Source organism: Paenibacillus sp. S150 (assembly GCF_019352175.1).
Lineage (GTDB): Bacteria > Bacillota > Bacilli > Paenibacillales > Paenibacillaceae > Paenibacillus_AQ.
Window position 1 is genome coordinate 57,717 of the sequence record NZ_JACBYI010000025.1, and the last position, 25,017, is coordinate 82,733.

The following is a 25,017-nucleotide window of genomic DNA, read 5'->3' on the forward strand; positions in this document are numbered from 1 at the left end:
TCTACTGGAGAGATAGCCTCTATTTCTATGCTTATGTGCAGTCCGCACTCCGGAAACAGCCGCAGCAGAAAATAAAGAGCCATACGGAATCTGTCAGATTCCGTATGGCTGCTTTGTATGTACGCCCGCAGAGGGCGCAAGTAAAGGTGCGAAGTTACGGCCGTTGTTCAAGCTGTGCAATATGCTTCACAACCGTATCTTGACGCAAGGGTGAAAGGGTGGAATGATTACAGAGCCGGAGTAATCACATAAGCGGATGCAGGCACCTTGATCCATGCTTTGCCCAGCCAGGTGTAGATTTCTCTCCATTCATTGCCCCAGCTGTCAGTTACGACAACCCCGGTGGTGTCTATGGTCTGTGCGCTAAGCCAGCCAATCGGAGTTATGCTGTTCGTGGACAGGTGGAAAGGAGTTGCTTTGGTCAGAATGATCACAGGAGTTGCGGGCTTGATATCGGCTTGGGTGATTATAGTTTCAAATGTATCACTGTAGATGGTGCCTGTTACTGTGGAGGTGTCTGTTGCAGTTCCTGTTACTTCATCGGCTGAAGCCGTTGCAGCAATAGAAGCTACAAGACCCATTGCTACTGCGATGCTGGCGAATTTTTTCATTGGTCATTCCTCCTGAGATTGTTTTGGTTGTAGTAGGTTTTTCCATGTTCTGCTGTGCTAATAAGGTTGTAAACATAAAGAGGACCCTATGAACCAAACGTCCCAATTTTTATTTATTGCAATCACGGCGAGGGAAGGCCTACAGTTTCTGCAGTGTGAATAAGATATAAGGAATCAGGCGGCAGGGTTGAGCGGAATCGGTGGAAAAAAGGCGGTGGGGATTGCGTTTCACATAATAAGCCCGGACACTCCGACAGGAGTCCGGGCTCAGGATGTTTGAATGCGGGGATTGATTTCTTAGGCAGGGTCTGCCGGTTACATCGATCTTCCCCTGCGCCCCATGAAGAGCGAGACGATGAACAGAACCAGGAAGATGTAAAACAGCACTTTTGCGATGCCTACAGCGGCTGCGACAACATTGAAAAACCCGAAAATTCCGGCGATTAAAGCGATAACAAGCAGAATTACCGACCATTTTAACATGAGATGTCATCCTTTCGGTGGTGAAGGTATAGTCGAATGTAGTCATTGTTTAAACGGGGAGTCTTGTTTTGAATCAAAGGGGAGGGCTGGACTTAAAGAGGCTTGACAAATTGTTTCGGGCAATGGGTGTAAGGGTAACTATGCAATAATAAGGCAGAGCAAGCCGACATTTAAGATTTGGAAGGGGTTTTTGACATGATTATTGATCTTAGCGTCGCACTTGTTGCGATTGCATTCGCCGTACTGGTCTTCTTTTTAATTAAAACCTTGAAATCAGCGAAGGAATCCCTCGACAAAGTCAGCCAGACTCTGCAGGAAGTTCAGAAAACGATTGATGAGCTTACCTATGAGGTGAAAACAACGGTCAGACATGCGAACGATATCACCGCGGATGTTCAGAGCAAAATTCAAAAGATTGATCCGATTGTGGATTCGGTGAAAAATCTGGGCGATGTCATGAATGAATTGACACTCACCGTGAAGCAGGTATCCGTAACGGTAATTGAGAAATACCGCAAGTCGCGTGAATTGAAGGAAAAGGCCAAGGCCGTATCTATAGAAGACACCCGGCTTACCCCTTCTGAAGAGCGCACTGTACAATCATATGAGGCTGTAAATGCCAAGAAATCCCCCGGGAAGGTTGCCATGGCTCTAAAAGGGGTGGATGCAGCTGCCGCCATCTGGCAGAAATTCCGCCATTAATTAAGCGGCAAACCTAAGGAACACCCTGCCCGGACGGGAATACTAAGCAGCAGAACAGAAGAAAGGCGGGATGGTATATGAACGTTATTTTTCTCTTACTGGGTCTCCTCTCTCCTTACTTAACGGCATCTCCGCAAAACGTGTCTGTTCCTGCCGCTTGGCTGTACCCGCAGCCGTCCGCAGTGCTGGCCTTCGAGCATAATATGAATGCGAATCCCTACGTCGGCAGCTTCGATTCTTTGGCAGGGGTGCCGCTGCATGTGCCGGAAGAAGAACTGCTGCGGATTAAGGGCCTGCCGCTCGCCGTTACTCCGGACCCCTGGCAGGAATGCCAGGAGTATCACTACGCCGAGATGTCCGTCGGAATTTGTGAGGGAGCCGTACTATATGTGCATGTTGCTCCGGCACAGGCCGGAGAATATGGGCTGTACCTGAACGGACAGCGGATTGAGCCGCAAAGAAATAATCTCCATGAAATTCTGGGCAAGCCGGATTTCGTTGCCGAGGACGGAGATGTGTATTTGAGGGGGAATACTGCACTTAAGATCTACCGCAATGCACAAACGGGTGAATGGGACGGGGTTGATTTGTTTGACGGGAATTCCTCCTAAGGCGTTTCATACGCTGTAAAAATGGTTAATGGAACTCAGTCATCTTTATAACGTTGCCCTCTTAAATATTTATAAGGAGCGTGATTTCATGGATTCAATCCGTACGCAGGCTTATGCCAAGCTGCTTGAGAATGGTATTCAGGCGATAGAAGAAGTGAATCGGCTGCTGGGTAGCGGCTACACCAGGGATGACATCTATGTAATCAGCCACAATGAGGATCGGGAAGGCCGGATTGTGGATGCGGCGGGCGCGAATGAGGTCGGCTTGCAGGAAGAAGGATTATTCGGCGCGATTGCCAACATGTTCCGTTCACGGGGGGATGCGCTCCGCAACAAGATTACTTCACTGGGGTTCAGTGCGGCGGAAGCGGCTTTCTACGAAAAAGAGCTTGATTTGGGCAAGGTTCTCGTTATCGCCAAAAAAAACCTGCAATAATTGATGGTTTTCGTATGGAGAGCTGTATAGTCCAATAGCGTAACCTCCAGTCCCACTGCAAGCGGTGGGGCTGGAGGTTACTTTGTTGAAAATATAAAAATTTATATGCTTCACGCTATAAATTATCCTTTTTCCAATATTTTGCTTTATGGAAACTGGCCGTTTAAATATCGTATGATAGAGCTGAACATTTCTGGATTTTACGGTTGAAACACTATTCGTGCGAGGTGAAGAGGTTTGAGAATTTTGATCGTAGACGACAATCCGACCAACGTAATCATTATCCGTGAAATTCTAAAAAAAGAAGATTACCGGAATTTTATAACGGCAGCTTCGGCCAAAGAAATGCTGAAGCTGCTGGGGATCGGCTCCGGCCATGAAGGGGAGCGTCCGCGGCAGTCGGACATAGATCTGATTCTGCTGGATATGATGATGCCGGAGATGGACGGGATTGAGGCCTGCCGTGTTGTCCAGCAGCATGAACATCTAAGGGATATACCCATTATTATGGTTACGGCCGTTGGCGATTCCAAGAAATTAGCGGAGGCGCTCGACGCCGGTGCCGTAGATTATGTGACCAAGCCGATTAACAAGGTGGAGCTGATGGCACGAATCCGGCTGGCGCTGCGCCTAAAGCGCGAGAAGGATTGGCATGTGGAACGGGATCAGCGGATTCAGGATGAACTGAAGCTGGCTGCACTGGTGCAGAATGCGGTCCTAAGTCTGCCGCTGAAGGAAGAGGCGTTCGAGGTGCATGCCATCTATCAGCCTTCCTTCGAGCTTGCAGGCGACTTGTACGCCTGGTATCCGCTTGGAGAAGGGCGGTATGCCGTTATTCTGCTGGATATGATGGGACATGGCATATCCTCATCGCTTTTCTGTATGTTTCTGGCCTCCGTACTCAAGGATACCGTTACGACCTATGTGCAGCCTGAGAAGGTGATTCAGGAGCTGAACCGCCGTTTTAACCAGCTGTATATCGAGAAGCAACTGGTGCAGTATTATTTTACGGCGATTTATCTGGTCATTGATACCCGGCTGAAGCGCATTGACTATGTGAATGCCGGACACCCGCCGGCGCTCTTCTTCGAAGGCGGGGCTTCCAGACCGTTCTTGCTGGAGAGCAACTGCCATCCGGTGGGCTTATTCGACACGATTGAAATTGAGCCGCAAACCCTTTTTTTCGAGGATGAAGGGCATTTGGTGCTCTACACAGACGGATTGCTGGAAATGGCAGAAGGCGGGCAGGAAGAGCAGCTGGAGTTTATGGTCTCGCATTTGAACGGAGGGCATGAATGGCAGGAGGAGCCGATGCGCGCTGCTTTCTTCAATGAAGCACCTAATCAGGAGCGCGACGATGACAAATGCCTGGTATGGATTTCGCTGAAGAAAGGAACAGATCCGGAATGAAAATAAAGGCGAAACTGCTGATCGGCTTCAGTGCAATGCTGGCTATTATGCTGGCACTGACCTTCATTGGATACGACCGGCTCAATTATATGAGCAGCCAGCTGGACAGCTTTCAGGAAAGATACAACAAGGGCCGTTCGTCCTCCGGACTCCGGGGGGAAGTGAACGACATGGCGCGTATTCTGACCATATCCATGCTGAATGCCGACAAGCTTTCGGTAGATTCCCAAAAAAGCGAGATTGACGCTAAAATTCAAAAAGCCGAAGAATATTTAAAGGCGATAGAGGATTCGACGAAAACAACGGAAGAAATGCAGTTGCTGAACCGGATTGATTCGGCTTATTCTGCTTATATCAATTATCAAAACAAAGTGCTTGAGATGCTCTCGGCAGGCTATTTTCAGAATGCCAATGCCTACCGGAATTCGGAGGGGCAGGATATTCAGAATGAGGTGCTGAGCAGCCTCAATGCCCTCTCGGACTATAACGCCTTCAGAATGACTGAGCAGAACGCCAGTGCCCAGAGTGCCTATGAAAGATCCATTCAAATGGTAAACTTAATTATGATTGTGGGGCTGCTGCTGGGGCTTGGAGTCGTTTTGTGGGTGATTCCGAGCATTACGCGCGGCCTTAATGTCGTATCCATGATGATTAAGAGCTTCGGCAACGGCAAGCTCAGGGCCATCCGCCGGATCAGAGTTACCTCCAGGGATGAGATCGGGGATGTTGCCAGGGTATTCCAGGAAATGGCTGAAGATATCGAACAGAAGCAGGAACTGGAGAAGGTGTATGCGCAGGCGCAAAGTGACCAGGCCTGGCTGAATGCGAATATAGCCCGCGTGACGGATCTGCTGCGCGGAGTCAGCTCGCTGGAGCAGGTCTCGCAGACCTTCATCAGTGAATTCACCCCTGTGCTGGGCGCCCAATATGGGGTGCTCTACCTGAAGGGCCAGAAGAATCCTAATTTGCTGTCCAGCAGTGCCTATTATGCGGGAGAAGCGGGGAGCAAGCCCAGAGAAAGCTTCGAAATTGGCCAAGGCCTTGTCGGGCAAAGCGCACTGGATAAAAAGCCGATTAAGCTTGCCGAGGCTCCGGAGGATTATGTTTCGGTTGCTTCCGGATTTGGGGGCTCGCATCCGGACCATATCCTGATTTATCCGGTGCTTTTCGAGGATGAACTGATGGGCGTTGTTGAATTTGCTTCCTTCGCGCCCTTAAGCACTCTGCAGAATGAACTGCTGCATCAGCTTGCGAACAGCCTCGGTGTGATTCTGAATAATGTCAGCCACCGGCTGGCGGTGGAAGAACTTCTGCGGGAATCGCAGGCGCTTACCGAAGAGCTGCAATGCCAGTCGGAGGAGCTGCAGACGCAGCAGGAAGAGCTTCGCCGCTCCAATGAGAATCTGGAGGAGCAGACGGATGCCCTGAGACGCTCCGAAGATTTGCTGCAGCGGCAGCAGGAAGAGCTGGAGCATTACAATACGGAGCTGGTCGCCAAGACCCGTGCGCTGGAGGATCAGGTGCAGCAGGTTGAAGAGAAGAAGGATGAAATTGAGCATGCCCGCAGCCAGCTGGAGAAGCAGGCTATGCAGCTGGCCGTGACCAGCAAATATAAATCCGAATTTTTGGCTAATATGTCGCATGAGCTGCGCACCCCACTGAACAGCCTGCTGATTCTGTCCCAGCTGCTTACAGAGAACAAGGACGGGAATCTGACGGAGAAGCAGGTGGAATTTGCGCATACAATCTATATGTCCGGCGCGGATTTGCTCAAAATGATCGATGAGATTCTTGATCTGTCCAAGGTGGATGCCGGCAAGATGGAGCTGAATTATGAAGAAATTCCCCTCACCGAGCTCAAGACCTTTGTGAAACAGAATTTTGCGCCGCAGGCTGTCAAAAAAGGGCTGTCATTGCGCCTTTCGTTCGATGAGCCGCTGCCGGATACGCTCTTCACAGACAGCCACCGGCTGAAGCAAATTTTGCGGAATTTGCTGTCCAACGCCTTTAAATTCACCAGTAAAGGCTTTGTGGAATTTTCAGTAAGTCCTGCGGAGAAGGACCATCTGCCCGCCTTCCTTCCGCATGAGTTCGAATACATTGCGATTTCCGTGAAAGACAGCGGGATCGGGATTCCGGCGGATAAGACAGATATAGTCTTTGAAGCCTTCCAGCAGGTGGACGGCACGACCAGCCGCAAATATGGCGGCACAGGACTAGGGCTGTCCATCAGCAGGGAGCTTGCAAGGCTCATGGGCGGAGCCATTGGATTGGAATCACGCGAGGGGCAAGGCAGCAGCTTCACCCTGTACTTGCCGGTTAAAGGCGAATACAGCCTGTTACCGGGCGCGGTGGAGGCTGCGGCCGCCCAGGAGGTATCAGTCCTTGCCGGATACGCCAATGAGCTGAGGGCAGAACAATCGGAGGAGGTTTCATCTGCCCTTCCGGAGATTACCATTATGGAGGATGACCGTGAGGATCTGTCGTCCAAGGATAAGATTCTCCTGATCATTGAGGATGATGACAAATTCGCCAAAATTCTGCTCGATATGGCCAGAGGCCGCGGCTTCAAGGGTCTGGTGGCCCTCCAGGGCGATACTGGTCTGAATATGGCCAAGACATATCTGCCGGATGCGGTCATCCTCGATATCCAGCTGCCGGTCATGGATGGCTGGGCAATACTCCGCGAGCTCAAGGGCTCCTCGCAGACCCGTCATATTCCTGTACATGTCATTTCAGTGAATGATGAAGTCAAGCAGGGGCTGATGATGGGGGCGATGGCCTATTTAAGAAAGCCAACCTCCCGGGAAGCGCTGGACCGTGCGTTCTCGCAGATTGAGAATTATACGGACAGCACCCTGAAGCATTTGCTGATTGTAGAGGATGATGATATTCAGCGGCGTTCTATTATGGAGCTTATCGGACATGATGATGTAGCCATCACCGCAGTCTCGACGGGACAAGAAGCGCTGGACGAGCTGCGGAAGCAGAGATATGACTGCATGGTCCTCGACCTGATGCTGGATGATATGACCGGCTTTGAACTTCTGGACCAGATCCGTGATGATGAGGAGCTGAATGACCTGCCGATTATTATATATACCGGTAAGGATTTGGACAGCAAGGAAGAGACAAGACTGCGTAAATATGCAGAATCCATTATTATTAAGGATGTGCGTTCGCCGGAGAGACTGTTGGATGAAACTACGCTGTTCCTGCATCGGGTGGAAGCCAATCTGCCTGAAGACAAGCGTAAAATCCTGCAAAAGCTGCACAATAAAGAAGAATTGTTCGACGGCAAGAAAATATTGCTGGTGGATGATGATATCCGCAACGTCTTCGCACTTTCCAGTGTGCTCGAAGGCTACCATATGGAAGTGAAATTTGCGGAGAACGGCCGTGAGGCGCTGGATATGCTGGTGGAGCAGGAGGATTATGATCTGGTGCTTATGGACATGATGATGCCGGAGATGGACGGATATGAGGCCATGCGCCGGATCCGGCAGATGCCGCAGTACCAGAAGCTGCCGATAATTGCGCTTACAGCCAAGGCGATGAAAGAGGACCGGGCCAAGTGTATAGAAGCCGGAGCTTCCGATTACATGAAGAAGCCGATCAGCACGGAGCAGCTTCTTTCGCTAATGCGTGTGTGGTTGTATTCGTAAGCCTGCTTTTGGGGTAATAGGATTACAGTACTAAATAAACCGGTCCGGAAATACGGTAAGCGCAAGGGAGCTTAGATAACAATGACAGCGATGGAACGCGGGTATGAAGAGCAATCTGCCCAGACCGGCACCAAACAGGAGCTTGAGCAGATAGAAATTGAGCTGCTTCTTAGCGGGGTGCATCGCCTTTACGGGTATGATTTCAGGAACTATGCGCTGCCTTCCCTGAAACGGCGGATCTGGCATCATGTACACGCGGAGAATGTGCCGAGTATATCTGCCCTGCAGGAGAAGGTGCTGCATGACCGGAACTGCTTTGAACGGTTTGTATACACCCTGTCGATTCCTGTGACGGAGATGTTTCGGGACCCCGGGCTATTCCTGACCTTCCGCCAGAAGGTGGTTCCGCTGCTTCGTACCTACCCTTATATTCGGATTTGGCACGCCGGATGCTCCACAGGAGAAGAAGTGTACTCCATGGCTATCCTCCTGCATGAGGAAGGGCTGTACGACAAAGCGCGCATTTATGCCACCGATATGAACGCACGCTCGCTGCAGCAGGCCAAGGAAGGCGTGTACGAGATCAGCAAGATGAAGCAGTATACCAAGAATTACATGGAGGCGGGCGGAACCCGTGCATTCTCCGAATATTATACAGCTAAATATAATTCGGTGATTCTGCAGCCCTATCTCCGCAAAAATATTATTTTTGCAGAGCATAATCTGGCTACAGATACATCCTTTAACGAATTCAATGTCATCTTCTGCCGGAATGTCATGATCTATTTCAACGATGAGCTCAGGGATCATGTGCATGGATTATTCCATGAAAGCCTAAGCCGGTTTGGAGTCCTGGTGCTCGGTTCCAAGGAATCTATACATTTTACCAGATACAGCGACAGCTACGAGCCTTTGGATAGGGTTGAAAAAATATACCGCAAGAATAAGTAGCGGGTAAGGAGGGGCCAATGGGGGTTCAAGAACCGATTCATATACTGCTTGTCGATGACCGTCCTGAGAATCTGCTGGCGCTGGAAGCGGTGCTTGAGAGTCAGCATTATAAGCTTGTCAAAGCCAATTCCGGCGAAGAAGCGCTGCGGTGTCTGTTAAGGCATGAGTTTGCAGTGATTGTGCTGGACGTACAAATGCCGGGTATGGATGGAATTGAAACCGCCAAATTGATCAAATCCAGAGAGAAAACGAAGGATATTCCGATTATTTTCATCTCGGCCAACAGCAAGGAAGCGGAGCATTTGTTCGCCGGTTATTCTGCTGGTGCGATTGATTATATGGTCAAGCCCTTCATCCCCCAGATTCTGAAATCCAAAATCGAAGGCTTTGTCGATATGTATCTTACCACCAAGAAGCATCAGATGCAGTCCATGCTTTTGCAGCAAAAGACGCAGGAGCTTGAGAAAATCAACGGGGAGCTGATCAAGGCCAAGGAAGAGGCGGAAATTGCCGCCAAAGCCAAGACGGAATTCCTGGCCATGATGAGCCATGAGATTCGCACGCCGATGAACGGGGTGGTCGGGATGATTGACCTGCTCATGGAGACGGAGCTGACCCCTGAGCAGAAGGAGTATACGGAAATTATCCGTAAAAGTGCCGATACGCTGATTACCGTTATTAACGATATTCTTGATTTCACCAAAATGGAATCAGGCAAAATGGAAATGGAAGAGCAGCTGTTTGAGCTTCAGACCACCATTCAGGAGGTATTTAGCCTATTTTCCGCAGAGGCTGGCAAAAAAAATCTTGAGCTGGCCTATTTCATTGACCAGAAGCTGCCCCGGCTGATCTACGGGGATATGGCCCGTTTGCGGCAGGTATTGATTAATCTGGTGGCGAATGCGGTTAAATTCACCAATCAGGGGGGAGTTTACCTTGTTGCTTCCTGCACATCTTCTGCAGATAATAAGCTTATGATTGAATTCACCGTTAAGGATACAGGCATTGGAATTTCTCCGGAGAAGTGTGACCGGCTGTTCCAGCCTTTTTCCCAGCTCGACTCATCCATGACGCGCAAGTATGGGGGAACGGGCTTGGGCCTGGCCATTTGCAAATCGCTGGTCGGAATGATGGGCGGCGAAATCCGCGTGGAGTCCATGGAAGAAAAAGGCGCCACTTTTGTTTTTACGATCAAAGCTACGGTGCCGGACGGCGAGCTCGGAAGAAATTTTCAGGAGGAAGAGCATTCCGGTGCCGTGCAAGATCACAGATGGCGCCAAAAAGTCCTTGTAGTGGATGATCACCCGATTAATCAACGGCTGATGGTGAGCATGCTGGACAAGCTGGGGTATGATTCCACTGTGGCCGAGGATGGAAGCCAGGCGGTGGAGCTCTCTCTTCAGGAGGAATATGATTTTATTTTTATGGATCTGCAAATGCCGGTAATGGACGGATTGACGGCTACTTCCAGGATTCGGCAAGGCTCAGGATATACTGCCACAAAGGCGGTGATTATTGCCATGACCGCCAATGTTATGGAAGGGATCCAGAACCGCTGCACAGCGGCAGGAATGGATGGATATATCAGCAAACCGCTGAAGATGAGCAGTTTGAGCCAGATTATTTCAAGTTACAGCACCAGGGACCTGCCGGCGGCTGAACAGAATACTTCCCTTTTCAAAGCGTAATCCAATAAGTACCAATATGCCAATGTCGTGTTTTTTGTTTCAAGCGTAGGACTTTAGGGTTATTGGTAAAGAAAACATTTATCAGGAGAGATTGTCTATGAATACAAATAAAAGTGAAAAGTTCCACGCAAGAACCGAAACTGAAGACAATGTCTGCACGGTTTATTTAATCGGAGAGCTCGATTTGTCGGTTGCTCCCGATTTTCGTCTGGTTATGGAACCGCTCGTTGGGGATACAGAACTTGATCTCGTGATCAATCTGCAGGAATTGAGATATATCGACAGCACGGGGATTGGCATTTTGCTCTCGATTCTCAAAGCAAGACATGGAATGGACGTTAAGTTTTCAGTCGAGGAAGTCCCGCCGCAAATACAGAAGCTGTTTGATATGACAGGCATCTCCAAGTTTTTTGCCCCCCAAGAGAATTCCCACTAGGAAAGGATCGAACTAAGGATGAGTGATGACGTGCAAAAAGTAATTCTTCAGTTACCCGCCAGTGCAGAATATGTCGATATCGTCAGACTGAATTTATATGGCATTGCCTCAAAAATGGGCTTTACTTATGAAGATATCGAGGATATGAAAGTTGCTGTATCGGAAGCCTGCAATAATTCCGTACTCTATGCCTACGGGCAGGCAGACGGTCTGGTTGACGTAATTTTTGAAGTTGGAACAAGAGCCTTGTCCATAACAGTCAAAGACGAGGGGGAGAGCTTTGACGGTTTGGATGCGTCCGGAGAACGCATGACGCTGCATGACAAAGAGCTGAATGATGTTCAGGTTGGCGGGCTGGGATTTTACCTGATGCAGGCGCTCATGGATGACGTTAGCATTGTGAGCGAAGCAGGGAGAGGGACAGCCGTGACCTTGACCAAACGGCTTAATTTCAGCGAGGAGAAAGTATGAACGACAAAGTGACTCCCCCCGAGTCCATGAACGAAGCGGTAAGTCTGATCTGGGAATACCAGCAGACCAAGGATAATGAAATTGCAACAGTTTTGATCCGTAAATATGAACCGATGGTGAAGATGGCTGCCGGCAAAATCGCCCGTAACCGTCCGGACCTTTACGAAGACCTGTACCAGGTAGGACAAATGGCGCTGATCAGGCTGCTGCAGCAATACGACATCAGTCTGGGAATTCCTTTCGAGCCTTATGCCATGAAAAGCATGATTGGGCATATGAAAAATTTCCTGCGCGATAAATCCTGGTACATACAGGTTCCTAGAAGGATCAAAGAAAAAGGCGCCCTTGTCCAGCAGGCCATTGATGAGCTAACCATCAGATTGGAGCGTTCTCCTGCAGTAGAGGAAATCGCCCATTATCTTGATCTTACCGTGGAAGAAACTGTGGAAGTGCTGGCCGGCAGAGAATGCTATCATTATGTGTCGTTGGATTCCCCTATTTCACAAGAGGAGACAGGCGCCACGCTTGGCGAGCTTATCAGCTCTGATGCCAATGATTATGAGACCGTAGAGAAGCGCATGGATCTGCAGCAGGCTCTGGGGCAGCTTAAGGAACAGGAGCAGCAGGTGCTGCTGCTGGCTTTCCAGGACGGCCAATCGCAGCGTGCCATTGCCCAGAAGCTTGGAGTGTCACAAATGAGCGTATCGCGGATTCAGAAGCGGGCGACAGAAAAGCTTAAGCAGATTATGGCGAATTCATCGTATTAAATAGAGCAGGGCAGGAATACAAAAGGACATGCCTTATCCCCGGCGGGATAGGGCATGTCCTTTTGGTCTGGAGTATAAAAGCTGTTATTTGCCGTTTCCCGGGAATGGGATCAACTGTTGGCATCAATATACTTCTTGATTTCCCCGAGGTATTCTCCAATCACCGGCACGTCCAGGAACAGACTGAGGATATAGCCCAGTAAGCCGAGAATAACAAAGGTGCCAAGCGACAGTCCCAGACCACGGGATATGCCTGCCATAAGATTGGTGATGATCCGCTTCTTGGGGTCGGTATAGTTTTCCAGGATATCTTTAAATTCTGATTTTTCCAGCGAATCGGCAATTTTATCAAGCCTGGCGTTTAACCGCTTGACCTCATGCCGCAGCTCGAAGGGATGCTCATCCACCTCGTAGCTTTTCGTGTTGCTGCCCGCATCTCCCATAAGGCGTACCTGCTTTCTATAGTCCTTAACCGGACTTTAATAAGAAATTCAAGCCTCATTCATTCAAGAAGAAGCATTCTGTCACATAATAACAGCCAGCTGCGGTGAGCTGGCTGTTCCCGGAATCTAGATAAGCCGTGGGTCACCACAGTTAGTAAGAAGATTTGTAAGACGCTTTGACTTCCTCTTTGGCATCCTTAGCCTTATCCGCTACATCCTTGGAAGAAGCAGCGGCTTCATCGGCGATATCTTTAGAGGCGTCCTTGACATCAGACGCAACATCAGCGGAGGCGCTTCCTACCGTTTCACCAATTTTTTTACCCGTTTCCGACAGGGTGGATGCAATTTGCTGCTTGCTGTCATTGACTGTAGTGAAGATATCGGAAGCTTTGGCCGATACAGTGCTGGCAAGGTCAGTGGCTTTCTCTCCGACGGTAGCGGCAATGGTTTTGGTTTTATCCGTTACGACACCTGCAACCTCTTTTGTTTTGTCCGTTGCGGTCGAGAATTTGTCCGACAGGTCACTGCGTATTTCTCGGCCCGGCTTGGGAGCGAACAGCAATGCTGCGGCAGCACCAATCAAACCTCCGATAAAAATACCTTTGAAAAATGTGCTTCCGCTCTCTACCGGATATTCGTTTTCTGCTTTATTCATAACCAATCACTCCTCATTCAGATTATTGTATTCCAGTTTCCGGCTGCAAGGCGGGCGGCATCTAGAGCTTTATATTCCGTGCGGCCGGCATCCGGATTTCAGGGTGGCCTGAAGGTTCTTACTTCGTATATAAACGTGGGCGTATAGGCTGAAACAGCAAGGGAGCATGGGAAAGATTACCGGAGATTATTGAAGCATTTGAGACGTAAGGAGACATTTTGTTATTAAAACGGGTGATTTTCCAACTTTACAAACTGCCAAAACCCCAAAAATAAATGGAAGGTCGGTATGATCTTTGATTGACAAAGAAAGGAAGAGGGTAAGAAATACATAATTAAAGCGCCTATTGCAGCAATAGCTCAGGAAGCGGTCAGGGCTTGCAGTAAGTAAAAGGTTCCTACATCTTTGGAGGTGCACAGTAATGATTAAAGTAATTACGTCAGCGGAGCGCCATACTTCGAATAGAGAATGGATACACAGTGAGTTCAGCTTTTCCTTTGCCGATTATGACGATCCCAGCAATGCGCACTTTGGGGCGCTTCTTGCCCATAACGACAATGAACTGAAGCCGGGGCAGGGCATGCATGAACATCCGCATCATGATCTGGAGATTGTTACTTATGTGGTTTCCGGGGTGCTGAAGCATCAGGATGATCTGGGCAGCCATGCCGAACTGCAGGGTGGCAGTGTACAGATCATGAGCGCGGGTACGGGAATCAACCATTCCGAAACGAACCCGTCGGACAGTGAAAATACGCGTTTTCTGCAAATATGGCTGCTGCCGGACCAGCCGGGGCGGAAGCCCGGTTGGGATGCAAAGTTCTATCCGGTGGAGCACAAGACCAATACGCTTCTGCCGGCAGCTTCGGGACAAGGAAAAGAGGGCGCGCTTGAGATCAATGAGGATGCAACCATCTACCTGTCTTCCCTGGAAACAAACCGTGAGCTGAAATATTTGCAGCCTGAGGACAGGCGGACCCATATTTACCTCATCTCCGGCAATCTGGAGGTTGCCTGCGCGGACGGAGTGTTTCAGCTTCAGCCGGGCGATGCTGCCCGAATCCGCAAAAGCTGTGATCTGAATCTCAAAGGAATGGGCAGCGGAAGCAATGCGGAGTTTGTACTGATCGATCTTCCCTGAATTCCGGCAGACAGCAGGCCAAAGAGAGCCCCATGACTTATATGTCCATCCGCTGATGGCTGTAAGGCATGGGGCTCAGGCTGGTCATTATTCCTGATTCTATCTGGCCCGCAAGCGTCCAAGCTCGGAGACCAGCGCCTCCACCTGTGAAATGCTCAGGCGGTCACTGCCCATGGCCACCTCGTAAATATCAAGAATATCCTCGTAATTCTTCACCGAGAAGGCAGAAGCCTGCATGGCTGCCGCACTGGCCATCTTCAGCTTGTTTTTAATTCCTTCGATCATATATTCAACATTTTCCTGGGTAGGCTGTGATAAATCCATGGGGGCAACAGTCCTCTCTGTATATTAATTCAAATATTCTATCATGTTTGAAGGCGGAAACACCATTTTTTTGTCCGCCCCATTGAAATGCATGTTAAATTAAAGGAAATACAAAGGCGAATTTACAAGCAGAAAGGGTGATAGCCTTGGCGATCAGAGAGCAGGAGAGCAGAAAACGCAGAAAAATGGATGCAGCCGGGCTGGTTTTGTTCTTCCGGGAGATCGCGTCCGTGCATCCGGTGGAGAATGTCACCTTTTTGTGTATAGGTACAGACCGGTCCACCGGCGATGCGCTTGGCCCGTTGACCGGCAGCCGGCTCCTGGAGCACGGCTTTCTGCAGGTGAGCGGCACGCTTCCAGCTCCTTGTGACGCAGATAATCTGGTGCAGCGCATAGCCGAGATTCCTCCAGGGCAGGTTATTATTGCCGTGGACGCTTGCCTTGGTCCCCCGGCCTCGCTTGGCTATTTTCTGACCGCTGCCGAGCCGCTGCAGCCTGCACAGTCGGTGGGGCTGATGCTGCCGGCAGTAGGCCATTACAGCTTGGCGGCGATTGTTGATGTGAACGGGCCTCGGCCTTACCGGACGCTGCAGAGCACTCCGCTGCACCGGGTGATGGTGATGGCCGGGCAGATTGCCGCAGCGGCTGCGGCGGGATTTCGAATGAATGCCTGAAGAGCGTTTCAAGAGTGAAGAAATAGCTTAATAATTAAGACAAGCAAACCGTCTCAACCCGCGGATCGTCCAGTTGTCCGCGAGCCGTGTTTGGCTACTACATAGAAAGAAGGAAGCTGCCATGGAAAATGTTCGTTGTGAGGGAAGCAATATTTGCTACAGTGATCAGGGCAAGGGTGACGTAATTATGCTGCTGCACGGCTTCTGTGGAAGCTCCAGCTACTGGGAGCAGGTAATACCGCTTCTGAGCGGCAATTACAGGGTAATTGCTCCGGATCTGCGCGGCCATGGTGCCTCGGATGCTCCGCTTGGGGCGTACAGCGTGGATCAGATGGCCGATGATGTGCTGTCCCTGCTTAATGCGCTGGAAATTTCAGAATGCTATCTGCTGGGGCATTCCCTTGGCGGATACATCACTCTTTCCTTTGCGCAGCGCCATGCGTCCCGTCTGAAAGGCTTTGGGCTGATTCACTCGACCGGCTACCCTGACAGCGAGGAGGCCAAGGAGAACCGTCTGAAAAGCGTAAGCAAGATTCAGAATGAAGGGATCTTCGCGTTCGTGGACGAACTGGTGCCGGGGCTTTTTGCGCGGGGGGCATCTCCGCAGCTGCTGGAGCGCACGAAAGAGATTGGCTACAGAACGCCTCCGCAAGGTGCGGTGGGGGCGGCGATGGCCATGCGGGAGCGTCCGGACCGACGCGATGTCATCTCGGCCGCCGCATTGCCTGTGCTGCTTGTAGCCGGTGCAGAGGACAGCAAGGTGCCGGCAGACCGGACATTTACCTCGGACAAGCCGAATGTAACTCAGGCCACCATTTCAGGAGCAGGACATATGAGCATGTATGAAGCGCCAGAACGCCTGGCGGAAATCATCAAAGATTATGTGCATGCAGCTGTGCGTAAATAAGTGCTGTGCCTAAATAAGTTCAGTATGGATTGTTAACCATAGCTTGCACACTGCAAGCAAGAAGAGGCAGCACCCGCCGGACTGGGCGGGGCTGCCTCTTTGCGGTTGAAGAAACGGCAGCGACTCTTGAAGAGTATGGAAACTGCCATTACTGAAAATTGCGTATAGCCGGCCGGCAGGTGAGAAATCAGCAGCCCGCCGAGTGCAGGGCCGATCAAACGCACAGCCTGCGTGGTCATTTGCGTTACCGGGTTGGCGGTGACCCGGATATCCAAAACCGTTCCTGCCCGCTTGCCTTCCCAAGTGGCGCAGGTCCTAATAATGGGTTAAGATGATCCTATGAGGCTGCCTTAAGGATGGGGTGGCTGAGGGAAGAATGGCAGTCCATGCGCTGCAGCTATGGAAAGGGGTGTGCAAGATGTTCCGAAGAGATTATATCGTACGGATGATTGAAGATATGACAGCGATGATCGCCAAGGTCATGACGCTTAAGCAGGAGAAGAAAACAACTGAGGCCTTATGGGAGGTCGATGAGCTGCTGATACGGCATTTCCGCCTGAATTCCCGGCTGCTGAATTCTTTGTCCGTAGAGGATATTATTGATATGTATCTGCTCGGGGGTGTTGTGGAATCCGACAAGCTTCAGGGCGTGGCGCGGCTGCTCAAGGAAGAAGGGGCAATTTATGCTGCTGCCGGAGACAAGGAAGCGGCGCTGTTCAGAGCCATGAGGTCGCTGCATCTTTTTTTGTATGCTGATCTTCATGGCGCAGACCGTGAATTGCTGCAAATGCCGGACGACATCGATGAGCTTCTGAGGGAGACCCAGGGCTACAGGCTGCCGGCCAAGACAGAGCGGCTAGTGCTTGCCTACATGGAATCAATTGGCCGGTATGCCAAAGCTGAGGACAGTCTCTACAGATTACGGGAACAAGGAGAGAATGTGGCAGAGGAAGGAAAAGCGCTGTACAGCCGTCTGCTGCTGAAAAGCCCGGAGGAGCTTGAGCTTGGCGGCCTCCCCGCGCAGGAGGTCGGCGAAGGCCTGCAAGAATGGGAAAGGCTTGCCGCTGCTATTGTTAAGCCGACAATGCTATAGTGTAAGGATATTCAGGAGACAGCTGTCTTCATTATTATAAATTGCTTGTGAAAGTGAGATGTACCCTGTGGAATCTTTGAATGCTTTGATTGAACAAGTCATGAGCGGCCGCATCCTCATAGCGGCGACTCTCAGCCAGCTGCGCAGCAAAGGTGAAGCTGCCTTTACCAAGGTGCAGGTGAAGCCCGTTGAATTAAAAGGCAAGCTGCATTATCAGTTTGCCTACTATACCGGTCCCAAGGTCGAGCACCGCAATATTCCTGCCGATGAGGCGGCGGCGGAATTGATGCCGCTCCTTAGAGAAACATTCCGCCAGGGGCTGCTCTGTACCATAGAGGCCGATTATCAAGTGCTGATCAGCAAGAAATATAAGGTCTCTATCCTGACCAAATCGCCGAGCAAGCAGGAGGTGCCGGATTTGGCCCATAACCGCCGTAAGCGGTATGTGCTGGATGAAGGAGAGCCTGTTCCGTTTCTGGAGGAGCTGGGCATTATGAACAGCGAGGGGAAGGTGCTGGCGAAGAAATACGATAAGTTCCGCCAAATCAACCGCTTCCTGGAGATGGTGGAGGACGTGCTTGCCGATCTGCCGGCCGGGCGGCCGCTGACCATTGTTGATTTTGGCTGCGGCAAATCCTATTTGACCTTTGCGCTGTATCATTATCTGGCCATCCGCGAGCAGCGGGACCTGAACATTGTCGGCCTTGATCTCAAAGCCGATGTGATTGAGCACTGCGGCGCGCTTGCGGCCAAGCTTGGCTATGATAAGCTCCGTTTCCTGGTTGGAGATATTGCGGACTATAACGAGCTGGATCAGGTCGATATGGTCGTAACGCTCCATGCCTGTGATACGGCAACCGACGCTGCACTGGAAAAAGCCGTCCGCTGGGGCGCATCGGTGATCCTGTCCGTTCCCTGCTGCCAGCATGAGCTGTTCGCCCAGATCGAAAGCGAGGTGCTGAATCCGCTTCTGTCGCATGGAATTCTGAAAGAGCGCTTCTCAGCCCTGGCAACTGATGCTGTCCGGGCGAAGCTGCTTGACCTCATGGGTTACCGCACACAGCTGCTTGAATTCATTGACATGGAGCATACACCGAAGAATATTCTGATCCGTGCCGTTAAAAGCACAAGCGCAGACAATGCCGCCAAATGGCGCGAGTACAGCGCGTTCCGTGATTTTCTCGGCGCGAAGCCGTATCTTGAACGCGTCTGTGCCGATTTGCTGCCAAGAGTGCTGTGAAGGGTTGAGCATTTTATAGGATGAATAGTTAATGCCATGACAGGACGGCCGTTCCCAACGCGGGAGCGGGCCCGTCCTGTTTGCGTTGCCTTTTGTTTCAGACTCAATCTGGAAATACTAGGGGTAACTTGACTCACATAGGGGAAATTCGAATGAGGCTGAAAAAGCTGAAAAAAGGCTGGGGGCTGGCAGTAGTATATGCTTGTGCGGGAGCGGTAATTGCTGCGGCTATGGCTGCTTGTCTGCTGCGGGGGCTGTTTTTTGCCGGGGAGATGTATCCGTTTCTTGCGGTATGGTTCGTTCTGTGCTGCGTCCTTGCGGTGTGTGTGCTGGCCGCTGCCCCCGGATTACCCGAAAGCGGGGTCCAAGGCGATCTAGTAAAGCGCCTTGGAATGAAGAATGCCCAATTGCTGCTGCTCTGCTGTCCGCTGGCGGTCCTTGTTCTTTATGCAGCAGCAGGACTGCGTGGTCCCGTATCCTCGCAGGAAACGCTGAATGAGCTGCTGCGCTGGGGGTTTTATGCTTCCTTTGCTATACTTGCCTGCTTTTGTGCGGGACACCGGCAAGGTGCCCGGCTTCTTGCCGCTGCCTGGCATCTGGCAGGGATGGCCATAAGCTTAAGCGCTTTGCTTGCGGCAACCGGGGTCCTGGATCTTCCCTATGCGGTAGCATACAGCTCAGCGCCGGAAGTGAGCGCCACTGGCGCCAGACTGGCCGGCCTGCTGCAATACCCGAACAGCTTCGGCGCGGTGATGGCTGTTTTTCTGCTGGAGCGGCTGTTTGCCGTCGCCGCCGGAATGGAACAGGCACAGCCGGGGGCAGAAGCATGGAAACAAACAGGAAATGCTGGAGCACCGGGGCTGTCCGCTGGATGTAGAGAGTGGAGCGGCAGGGACGGGATTAGAGAGCGTAACGGGAAGGATGGTATCAGAGAGTGCGGGATTAAAGAGCGTAGCGGGAAGGTTGGGATTAAAGAGGGGGGCGGCAGGTACAGGATTAAAAACTGGGGCAGGATGTGCAGGAGGGCAGCAGGGAAACAGCACCGGCTGCTGCGCATGCTGCCGTTGTTTCCCTGCGCCGCCGCGCTGCTGCTCAGCGAGTCGCGCGGCGCTTGGCTGGCCGCGGCCTTGGCCTGCGCCGCGGTCCTGCCCTGGAGGCGGCAGCTCTGCGCGCCGCTTCTTCTTGCCGGCGCCGCGCCCGTGGCCGCTGCGGCGCTGCTCTGCCGCCAGCTGGCCCGTGCCGGGCTGGCGGCGGAGCCTGTGTCCGGCCTGCTGCTGCTGGCCGGGCTGTGGGGCGCCGCACTGCTTGGCGGCGCCTGGCTGTGCCGCCGCCGGCCGGGCGCGGCAGGCGGGGGACGTGCCGCCAGAGTGGTCCTGGCGGCGGCGGTCTGGACGGCGGCGGGCGGCGCCGTCCTTCTGCAGGTGCGCGGGCGGATCACCGGACCGTCGTCGACGGTCGCCGCCCGCGGGCTGCTGTACCGCGATGCCTGGAAGCTCGCGGCAGAGGCGCCCTGGCTGGGGCGCGGGGGCGGGACTTGGCGGAGCACGTATCTCGCCGCCCAGTCCCGCCCCTATGTGGGCAGCCAGGTGCACAGCGGGTACCTCGACCTCCTGCTGAACCTGGGAGGTGTCGGCCTTGCCGTAATCCTGCTGCTGCTGGCTGCCGCAGGATGGCTGGCGGCGGCAGCGGCGCCAAGGCTGCTGCCGCCGTTGCTGGCGCTTGCCTTGCACAGCGCCGTCGATTTTGATTGGAGCTATGGCCTCATTTGGCTGCTGCTGTTCCTGCTGCCGGCGCTTGCCCTGGCCGAAAAGCTTCACTGCCCTGCCGCAGACAATTCTCCGAAGCCCCCTGCAGCCGCTTCCGCAGGCTTCTCTGCATGCTTCTCTGCATGCTTCCCCGCATCAGCAGAGCCACCGCCCGGAACAGGCGCACCGGGAGGTTCCCGCACATCCGCAGCTACAATTCCGGCGTCCGCCGCAGGCGGATTTCTGGTTTCTCCGGCCTCCGCTGCAACTGCGCGGGCCTCAGGCTCCCCGGCGCAGCTTTCCGGTTCGCCTGCTGCTCTGCCGGCCGCAGGCGAATCGCTCGGCTCCGCTGCAGGAACCGGCCTTGCGATCCCCGCAGCCTTGTCCCCGCCGCTCGCGCCGGTACCCGTCCAGCCAAGGCGCGGGAAGTTCTTCGCGCTGCTGCGCCCCCTGGGGCGTACTGCCGGGGTAGCCCTGCTTTGCGGCGTGGCGCTAACGCTGGCGAGCCTTTCTTTTCACGCAATGAAAGGCGAGTCGCTATATAAGCAGGCGGCGGCTGCACCGCAGAGTGAAGCAGCAATTTCCCTGCTGCGGCAATCCCTCCGATGGAACCCCCGTGAGCCGCGTGCCGCGGCAGCTTTATCCCGGCTGTTGCCGGACAGGCAGGGGAGTGCCTTGCTTCTGCAAAGTCTGGATTATTCTCCGGAGAATGCGGAGCTGCACTGGGAACTGGCTAAGCGGGCCATGGGCGGAAATGATCCGGGAACGGCACTGTACCGGGTGCGAAGAGCCGAGCGGCTGGATGTCTTTAATGCGGACAAGCGGATTGAGGCGGCTGAAGGAATGCTGGATATGAGTGTTCGGAGGCTGAGGGCAGGGGATGGGAAGGGAGCATGCCAGAGCGCGGATGCCGGGCTTGAGCTGCTGCGGGAGTACCGTTTGCTGGCTGAACAGGAAGGAAGCAAGGGGATGCAGCACAATGACCGCCGGTTTGGGGCTTTGCAAGAAGCCGAAGGCATATACCTCCGGCTCATGACAGCGCATGCTGAAGCCTCCCGTTCCGGGGTGGAAGCCTTCCCTGTAAACGGCGGGGTTGCCGCACCGGGAACTTAAGCCTTAATAAGCTTACAGGTTCATGATCAGCCTATAATCGGAAAAAAATATCACCCGCCGGTTGTTTGCAGCTGCTGCCTCTGTTCCCAGGCCTTGCTCCGTGCCGAAACCAGCCATGAGCACATAAACGCTAGGATAGCGACAAGCAGCAGGGCGGCAATAATCGTACTGACTGACAGGCTTTTCGGCAAAAATGCTCCCGCTGTGATCCGCAAGCCGCCGATAATCCACATCACGCCGGAGAGGTTTTCAGTTTCCCTTAAGTAGAAGTCGTAAGGCTGCTTATGCTAGAATAGGCTAGTAGAAGCTGGGTACATAGAGCGGAATCGGTAAGGAAAAAGAATTTCGCGAAAAACGGGAGGAGGAGCTGCAGTGCATGTTATTTCTGATCTGATCTCGCATTTGTTTGAATGGATTCAGAGCCTTGGGTATTTCGGGATTATGATCGGACTGATGATTGAGGTTATTCCAAGTGAAATTGTACTGGCCTTTGGCGGCTATCTGGTCTCGCAGGGGCAGATTAATTATTTTGGTGCAGTACTCTTCGGCACGGTAGGCGGAGTTATAGCCCAGATATTTGTGTACTGGATCGGCCGTTACGGGGGCAGACCCGTGCTGGAGAAATACGGAAAGTACATTTTTATCAAGAAAAAGCATATTGACCATTCGGAAGAATGGTTCAATAAGTATGGCACCGGCGTTATCTTCACGGCCCGGTTCATTCCGGTTGTGCGCCATGCCATATCTGTTCCTGCCGGAATCTCGCGCATGCCGCTGGGCAAGTTCACCTTGCTGACTACGCTTGCGGTCATTCCATGGAGTGCGCTCTTTGTCTACTTGGGTTATACTCTTGGCGACAAATGGGAAACGATTGACGAAGTCGCTGCGCAGTACACCCATGAGTTGATTCTTGCCGCCATTGCTGTCATTGTTATATACTTCCTGTTCAAATGGTACAAATCCAAGAAGAAAGGTAGTGCAGTATGAAGCAGAATTTAGCTACTAAGTTTGGCCAGGGCCTTACTCCGCGCCAGTTCGTGGAAGGCATGACGAAGAATCAGCAGGCGTTCGAATCCTGGTACGAGAAATTCGTCTGGGAGGACCAGGACGACCGTGAGTATTTTGAGAGTCTGAACCACCGCGACGATCTGCGCGTGCTGATACTGGCTGCGGATTGGTGCGGGGATGTTGTGCGCAATGTGCCAGTCGTGTTCCGCATTCTGGAAACGGCAGGAATCAAGACCGAGGTGCTGATTCTGGAAGAAAATCAGGACGTTATGGACGATTTCCTGACTATGGGCGGAAGAGCCGTGCCGATTGTTATTTTTGCCGATACCGGCGGTTATGTGCTGGGCCATTGGGGCCCCCGCCCGGAGCATGTGCAATCGCTGATGAGGGAGTTCAAACAGGAGAATCCGGACCGCGAAGCAGCCGGCTATGAGAGCAAAATCGCTGAAGTGCGCAAGGCGATGGGGCAAGCCTATGGGGAAGGAACGGAATCGCACGCAGTAATCGCCAAAGAGCTGCGCAGCCTGATCTCCGGATTCTAAGAAACGATGCTTAATATCCGTTCATATAATCTTGGACCGCTTCAGACGAATGCATACTTGCTTACCGGAGCTGATCCCGGACGCGGCATCATTATCGATCCGGGCACGAATCCTGCGGCTCTTCTGCGCGCTGCCGAAGGTATGGAGATTGAGGCTGTTCTGCTGACTCACGCCCACTTTGATCATATCGCCGGACTGGACGAGGTCCGCAAAGCCAAGAAGTGTCCGGTATACCTCCACCCGCTGGAGAGTGAATGGCTGGGCAGCCCCAAGCTCAACGGCTCGCTGATGTGGCCGGACGTAACGCCTCCTATCAGTACCGGGCCTGCTGAATATGATCTGGCAGAAGGCCAGGTGCTTAAGCTGCTGGGACTTACCTTCCGTGTGATGCATACGCCCGGACATTCTCCCGGCAGCGTCAGCTTCCTGTGCGGCAGTGATCTTTTTTCCGGAGATGTACTCTTTAAGCTGGGGGTTGGGCGCACCGATCTGCCCGGAGGCCGCGAACGGGATCTGATTGATTCCATAAGGGGCAAATTATACAGCCTGGATGAGGAAGTCAGAGTATTTCCCGGCCATGGGCCGCGGACAACGGTCGGGTTTGAACGGCTCCGTAATCCTTACGTTCCGATGTAATGTTCCTCTTCTCCGGGAAGCGACAAAAAACGGGAAATTACTGATGGACAAGAGGCTGCAAAGTTGCTACAATAACGTTAATTAAATGTAACATTTAACCTCGCGAAGCACGCAGACTGTGGAATAATCCCGGTTTGCGTTCTTTTTTTGTCTATTTTCAGGGATACAGGTATTGGGGGCAGAATGATGAAAGATACTGAACATGAAGTCCATACGGATGAAGCCTGCACAGCGCCAGCTTCCGATGCTTGGAAGAAGGATAAGAAGGCATGTCTCTTCTGGAGCTTCCCGCACGGCAAAGGGGCTGTCCAGCCCTGGCGGCGCAGGCTGTGGGAGCTGCAAAATAATTTGGACCGCGAATGAACGATTCGCCATACATATTCGTATTACAGGTGAATGAAAGCTATAGATGGAGGAGCAGATGAGCGACGGGACGCACGACAGGATCATCAGGGCGCAGCAAGGCGATGCTTCCGCGCTGGCTGTGCTGCTGCGGGATCATTATGCCTTTCTGTATAAATATCTGGTCAAGGCCACCATGGACCCATCGCTCGCAGAGGAGCTTGCCCAGGATACCATGGTCAGGTGCATGGAGAAGATCACGACTTACAACGGTTCTTCTTCTTTTTCCTCATGGCTGATTACCATTGCTACCAGGCTGTACATTGACAGGAAGCGCCGCTGGAAGCTTGAAATGGAGTGGAAACGCCAGGAAGAGGGGGCAAGGTCCATCCGCTGGCGTTTTGAGAGCCGGAACATGGAATGGAGCGAGGTGCTTGATGCTCTTTCGCGCCTGACTTCCGCCCAGCGGATGGCTGTGCTGCTGAAGCATTATTACGGCTACGGGTATGAAGAGATTGCAGATATTCTGCAGATCCCTTCCGGCACAGCCAAATCGCGGGTAGCCGCAGGATTGAATCAACTGCGAAAGGAGCTGAGTGAGGATGAAGAAGGAGAAGGATGAAGAACTGCTGCGTATGCTGTCAGCGGACCTTGAACGGCTGGATGCGCAATACGGCGACGTTACACCGCCGTCCCTGCCTCAGCTGGAGCGGCTCATTGCCGGGGAAGCAATCCGCAGGCAGCATCAGCGCCGCAGAGAATTTCTGTGGTTCTTGCTTGTAGCGCTATTCATGGTGAGCGTGGTCTTGCTTGGTTTGGGATTTGCGCCAGTGACGTACTGGATACTGCAGGCGGCATTTCCAATCGCTGCGCTCGGCTGCCTGGCGGTCATGCGGCTCAGGCTGCGGCGGGAGGATGCGTAA

General features: G+C 52.5%; 28 protein-coding genes. 22 read left to right on the plus strand and 6 right to left on the minus strand.

The window, feature by feature from the left end; all coding sequences use genetic code 11:
- Positions 1–227: 227 nt before the first annotated feature.
- On the minus strand, positions 228–611 hold the full coding sequence (locus HYD27_RS20625; protein ID WP_219218287.1) for a hypothetical protein: 384 nt from the start codon (positions 609–611) through the stop codon (positions 228–230).
- A gap of 315 nt (positions 612–926) precedes the next feature.
- Positions 927–1,094 carry a DUF1328 domain-containing protein gene (locus HYD27_RS20630; RefSeq protein ID WP_025709419.1) on the minus strand — a complete coding sequence of 56 codons (168 nt, stop codon included), beginning with the start codon at positions 1,092–1,094 and terminating at the stop codon, positions 927–929.
- Positions 1,095–1,289: 195 nt separating this feature from the next.
- Here HYD27_RS20630 and HYD27_RS20635 point away from each other — a divergent pair, with 195 nt between their 5' ends.
- The 10 genes from HYD27_RS20635 to HYD27_RS20680 all read left to right on the plus strand — a co-directional run bounded on the left by HYD27_RS20635 (position 1,290) and on the right by HYD27_RS20680 (position 12,231).
- On the plus strand, positions 1,290–1,796 hold the full coding sequence (locus HYD27_RS20635; RefSeq protein WP_219218288.1) for a DUF948 domain-containing protein: 507 nt from the start codon (positions 1,290–1,292) through the stop codon (positions 1,794–1,796).
- 77 nt (positions 1,797–1,873) lie between these two features.
- Positions 1,874–2,407, plus strand: coding sequence for a hypothetical protein (locus HYD27_RS20640; protein ID WP_219218289.1), 534 nt, complete (start codon positions 1,874–1,876; stop codon positions 2,405–2,407).
- A gap of 88 nt (positions 2,408–2,495) precedes the next feature.
- Positions 2,496–2,843 (plus strand): YflT domain-containing protein, encoded by a 348-nt coding sequence (locus HYD27_RS20645; RefSeq protein WP_219218290.1) that lies wholly within the window; start codon positions 2,496–2,498, stop codon positions 2,841–2,843.
- Positions 2,844–3,080: 237 nt separating this feature from the next.
- Positions 3,081–4,253, plus strand: coding sequence for a SpoIIE family protein phosphatase (locus tag HYD27_RS20650; RefSeq protein WP_219218291.1), 1,173 nt, complete (start codon positions 3,081–3,083; stop codon positions 4,251–4,253).
- A complete protein-coding gene (locus HYD27_RS20655) occupies positions 4,250–7,918 on the plus strand; it encodes a response regulator (RefSeq protein ID WP_219218292.1) in 3,669 nt (1,222 codons plus the stop codon). The genes HYD27_RS20650 and HYD27_RS20655 overlap by 4 nt, the downstream gene beginning before the upstream one ends.
- Positions 7,919–7,999: 81 nt before the next feature.
- The gene (locus HYD27_RS20660; protein ID WP_219218294.1) at positions 8,000–8,869 is read left to right on the plus strand and encodes a CheR family methyltransferase; all 870 of its coding nucleotides are present in this window, start codon (positions 8,000–8,002) and stop codon (positions 8,867–8,869) included.
- Positions 8,870–8,886: 17 nt separating this feature from the next.
- Positions 8,887–10,557 (plus strand): response regulator, encoded by a 1,671-nt coding sequence (locus HYD27_RS20665; RefSeq protein ID WP_219218296.1) that lies wholly within the window; start codon positions 8,887–8,889, stop codon positions 10,555–10,557.
- A 97-nt stretch (positions 10,558–10,654) separates the two neighbouring features.
- Positions 10,655–10,993, plus strand: coding sequence for an STAS domain-containing protein (locus HYD27_RS20670; RefSeq protein ID WP_219218298.1), 339 nt, complete (start codon positions 10,655–10,657; stop codon positions 10,991–10,993).
- Positions 10,994–11,011: 18 nt separating this feature from the next.
- Positions 11,012–11,464: an anti-sigma B factor RsbW gene (rsbW, locus tag HYD27_RS20675; RefSeq protein WP_219218300.1), complete on the plus strand. Its 453-nt coding sequence runs from the start codon at positions 11,012–11,014 to the stop codon at positions 11,462–11,464.
- Positions 11,461–12,231, plus strand: coding sequence for a sigma-70 family RNA polymerase sigma factor (locus tag HYD27_RS20680; RefSeq protein WP_219218302.1), 771 nt, complete (start codon positions 11,461–11,463; stop codon positions 12,229–12,231). The genes rsbW and HYD27_RS20680 overlap by 4 nt, the downstream gene beginning before the upstream one ends.
- 110 nt (positions 12,232–12,341) lie before the next feature.
- Here HYD27_RS20680 and HYD27_RS20685 read toward each other — a convergent pair whose 3' ends face one another.
- Both HYD27_RS20685 and HYD27_RS20690 read right to left on the minus strand, forming a co-directional pair.
- Positions 12,342–12,674 (minus strand): DUF5665 domain-containing protein, encoded by a 333-nt coding sequence (locus HYD27_RS20685; protein ID WP_219218303.1) that lies wholly within the window; start codon positions 12,672–12,674, stop codon positions 12,342–12,344.
- Between the two features lie 151 nt (positions 12,675–12,825).
- Positions 12,826–13,329 (minus strand): YtxH domain-containing protein, encoded by a 504-nt coding sequence (locus HYD27_RS20690; protein ID WP_219218304.1) that lies wholly within the window; start codon positions 13,327–13,329, stop codon positions 12,826–12,828.
- Between the two features lie 421 nt (positions 13,330–13,750).
- Here HYD27_RS20690 and HYD27_RS20695 point away from each other — a divergent pair, with 421 nt between their 5' ends.
- Complete coding sequence (locus HYD27_RS20695) at positions 13,751–14,470, plus strand: pirin family protein (RefSeq protein WP_219218305.1); 720 nt, start codon at positions 13,751–13,753, stop codon at positions 14,468–14,470.
- A gap of 99 nt (positions 14,471–14,569) precedes the next feature.
- On the opposite strand, the gene HYD27_RS20700 is transcribed toward HYD27_RS20695, so the two are convergent.
- Positions 14,570–14,794, minus strand: a complete 225-nt coding sequence (locus HYD27_RS20700) for a DUF1128 domain-containing protein (RefSeq protein ID WP_219218306.1) — start codon at positions 14,792–14,794, stop codon at positions 14,570–14,572.
- 146 nt (positions 14,795–14,940) lie between these two features.
- On the opposite strand from HYD27_RS20700, the gene yyaC reads away from it, so the two are divergent.
- Positions 14,941–15,468 carry a spore protease YyaC gene (gene yyaC / locus HYD27_RS20705; RefSeq protein WP_228745233.1) on the plus strand — a complete coding sequence of 176 codons (528 nt, stop codon included), beginning with the start codon at positions 14,941–14,943 and terminating at the stop codon, positions 15,466–15,468.
- 121 nt (positions 15,469–15,589) lie between these two features.
- On the plus strand, positions 15,590–16,375 hold the full coding sequence (locus HYD27_RS20710; protein WP_219218307.1) for an alpha/beta fold hydrolase: 786 nt from the start codon (positions 15,590–15,592) through the stop codon (positions 16,373–16,375).
- Positions 16,376–16,407: 32 nt separating this feature from the next.
- Here the strand turns inward: HYD27_RS20710 and HYD27_RS32980 are convergent, their stop codons facing one another.
- Positions 16,408–16,650, minus strand: coding sequence for a hypothetical protein (locus tag HYD27_RS32980; RefSeq protein WP_219218308.1), 243 nt, complete (start codon positions 16,648–16,650; stop codon positions 16,408–16,410).
- Between the two features lie 143 nt (positions 16,651–16,793).
- Here HYD27_RS32980 and HYD27_RS20720 point away from each other — a divergent pair, with 143 nt between their 5' ends.
- The 9 genes from HYD27_RS20720 (at position 16,794) to HYD27_RS20760 (ending at position 25,017) form a co-directional block, all read left to right on the plus strand.
- On the plus strand, positions 16,794–17,468 hold the full coding sequence (locus HYD27_RS20720; protein WP_219218309.1) for a DUF6483 family protein: 675 nt from the start codon (positions 16,794–16,796) through the stop codon (positions 17,466–17,468).
- 58 nt (positions 17,469–17,526) lie between these two features.
- The gene (locus tag HYD27_RS20725; protein ID WP_219218310.1) at positions 17,527–18,708 is read left to right on the plus strand and encodes a class I SAM-dependent methyltransferase; all 1,182 of its coding nucleotides are present in this window, start codon (positions 17,527–17,529) and stop codon (positions 18,706–18,708) included.
- A 152-nt stretch (positions 18,709–18,860) separates the two neighbouring features.
- A complete protein-coding gene (locus tag HYD27_RS20730; protein ID WP_219218312.1) occupies positions 18,861–21,566 on the plus strand; it encodes an O-antigen ligase family protein in 2,706 nt (901 codons plus the stop codon).
- Between the two features lie 372 nt (positions 21,567–21,938).
- A complete protein-coding gene (uptA, locus tag HYD27_RS20735) occupies positions 21,939–22,553 on the plus strand; it encodes an undecaprenyl phosphate transporter UptA (RefSeq protein WP_219218315.1) in 615 nt (204 codons plus the stop codon).
- Complete coding sequence (locus HYD27_RS20740; RefSeq protein ID WP_219218317.1) at positions 22,550–23,116, plus strand: thioredoxin family protein; 567 nt, start codon at positions 22,550–22,552, stop codon at positions 23,114–23,116. The genes uptA and HYD27_RS20740 overlap by 4 nt, the downstream gene beginning before the upstream one ends.
- A 6-nt stretch (positions 23,117–23,122) precedes the next feature.
- A complete protein-coding gene (locus tag HYD27_RS20745; protein ID WP_219218319.1) occupies positions 23,123–23,752 on the plus strand; it encodes an MBL fold metallo-hydrolase in 630 nt (209 codons plus the stop codon).
- A 186-nt stretch (positions 23,753–23,938) separates the two neighbouring features.
- Positions 23,939–24,115, plus strand: coding sequence for a hypothetical protein (locus tag HYD27_RS20750; RefSeq protein WP_219218320.1), 177 nt, complete (start codon positions 23,939–23,941; stop codon positions 24,113–24,115).
- Positions 24,116–24,173: 58 nt separating this feature from the next.
- The gene (gene sigY / locus HYD27_RS20755) at positions 24,174–24,716 is read left to right on the plus strand and encodes an RNA polymerase sigma factor SigY (RefSeq protein ID WP_219218321.1); all 543 of its coding nucleotides are present in this window, start codon (positions 24,174–24,176) and stop codon (positions 24,714–24,716) included.
- A complete protein-coding gene (locus HYD27_RS20760; RefSeq protein WP_219218322.1) occupies positions 24,697–25,017 on the plus strand; it encodes a YxlC family protein in 321 nt (106 codons plus the stop codon). The genes sigY and HYD27_RS20760 overlap by 20 nt, the downstream gene beginning before the upstream one ends.